A 1,802-nucleotide genomic window follows, 5' to 3' on the forward strand; every position below is an offset into this window, starting at 1 on the left:
CAAAGGATAAGAAAGTCCTACTAAAGACCCCTATCGCGTTTGGCAGCCATCTTCCTGCGCTTGGCAGCCCGATTCAATGGTATGCCGACCACATCACCAAAACATCGGGCGGCACCATCAAGATGAAAATCTATGAACCAGGTAAGCTGGTGAATCCTGCCGAAATTCTGGATGCCGTTTCTACTGGTAAGGTAAATTCAGGCTATTCCACGGCAGGCTACTGGCAAGGCAAACTGCCCGCATCCGCGCTGTTTTCTGCCGTGCCTTTTGGCCCAGAAGCGGGTGAATACATGGCGTGGCTGTTCTTTGGCAATGGCTTGAAGCTGTATCAGGAAATGTACGATCAGGGCGGATACAACGTGAAGGTGCTCCCTTGTGCCATTATTTCTCCAGAAACCTCTGGCTGGTTCCGCAAACCGATTGAAAAGCCAGAGGATCTGAAAGGGCTAAACATGCGCTTCTTTGGTCTGGGTGCATCGGTGATGGAAAAACTCGGTGTGGGCACAGTTCAGCTGCCGGGTGGAGAGATATTCGGTGCATTAGAAAAAGGAGCGATAGACGCATCCGAGTTCTCTCAGCCAGCCATCGACCAGCGACTGGGCTTTCATAAAGTCGCGAAATACAACTACTTCCCGGGCTGGCACCAGCAATCTACGGTTTTCGAACTGCTGATCAACAAAGATACATGGAACAAGATGAGTGACAGTCAGCAGGCATCGGTAGAGACCACCTGTATGGCAACCATGACCTATTCCATTGCAGAGGGCGAAGCACTTCAGTTCTCCGCCATGCAGAAAGCAAAAGAGCAAGGTGTGGAAATTCGATACTGGAACGATGAGATGCTGAACCTGTTCCGTACCACTTGGTTGGATGTGGTCGATGAAAAAGTCGCCGCAGACCCGTTTTTTGCCAAAGTGTGGAAAGACCTAAGCGAGTTCCGCGAAGGTTATGCGCTGTGGCAGGCGAACGGCTTCCTGCCTCGCGCGACACAGAACCAGCAATAACCCTGTGAATTGGACTGAATGGTCGGTGCTAGATGCCGACCATTTGCGCTAAGGAGTAACCAATGAACAAGGTGCTTGCTATGACCCCAACACCCCCGCTTTATCAACAAATAGAGACGTTTACTATCGCCGTCAGCCGATGGCTGGCATGGACCAACTTTGCCTTAGTTGCTGTAATCATCATTCAGGTGGTTCTCAGGAAAGTGTTTTCAAACGGACAAATTGCACTGGAAGAGTTGCAGTGGCACTTATACGCGACCGCCGTGATGTTTGGCACCGCTTACGCTCAGGTGACAAACCTTCATGTTCGTGTCGACCTGTTCTACCACAAATTGTCTGAGCGCAGAAAAGCCCTTGTCGACTTTTTTGGGCTGACGTTTCTCGCCATTCCTTTTGTCGTTATCGTGATTCTTCACTCGTACGATTTCGCGTATGAATCCTGGCGAGTGAACGAAAGCTCTGCTTCACCATCCGGTTTACCTTATCGCTGGCTAATTAAGAGCGTCATACCGCTGAGCTTTGGTCTTCTGCTTCTCTCCATGTTTGCAAGGCTTCTGCGCAACATTGAAACGTTATTTAAAGGAGGCACGGATGGAAGCAAATGAGTGGATCGTCATCGCCATGTTTGGCTCTTTTATCCTGCTGCTGTTCACAGGAATACCTGTTGCTTATGTTTTAGGGGGAATCGGCGTTGTATTCGCTGCTGTAGGTTATTTTGCAGATATCTATCTGGATACGTTTACCGGGCTCGATTACACCAGTCTGGGTCTGGTGGTCAACCGTATCTACAAGATTATG

At 49.7% G+C, this 1,802-nt stretch carries 2 protein-coding genes and 1 pseudogene; all 3 read left to right on the plus strand.

The genetic code is table 11. The annotated features are described in order from the left end of the window. Positions 1-1,004: TRAP transporter substrate-binding protein (locus RH89_RS14790; protein ID WP_004403485.1), on the plus strand; the 1,004-nt coding region annotated here is incomplete at its 5' end. A 62-nt stretch (positions 1,005-1,066) separates the two neighbouring features. After that, positions 1,067-1,609 (plus strand): TRAP transporter small permease subunit, encoded by a 543-nt coding sequence (locus RH89_RS14795; protein WP_004403487.1) that lies wholly within the window; start codon positions 1,067-1,069, stop codon positions 1,607-1,609. Then, a pseudogene (locus RH89_RS14800) lies at positions 1,596-1,802 on the plus strand (C4-dicarboxylate ABC transporter); the annotation flags it as partial. The gene RH89_RS14795 and the pseudogene RH89_RS14800, both read left to right, overlap by 14 nt.

Source organism: Vibrio nigripulchritudo ATCC 27043, from assembly GCF_000222685.1.
In the GTDB taxonomy this organism is placed as follows: domain Bacteria; phylum Pseudomonadota; class Gammaproteobacteria; order Enterobacterales; family Vibrionaceae; genus Vibrio; species Vibrio nigripulchritudo.

Bases quoted from the DNA above. Each gene is read 5' to 3' on its own strand.
- RH89_RS14795 (WP_004403487.1), top strand. From the start codon at position 1,067: ATGAACAAGGTGCTTGCTATGACCCCAACACCCCCGCTTTATCAACAA.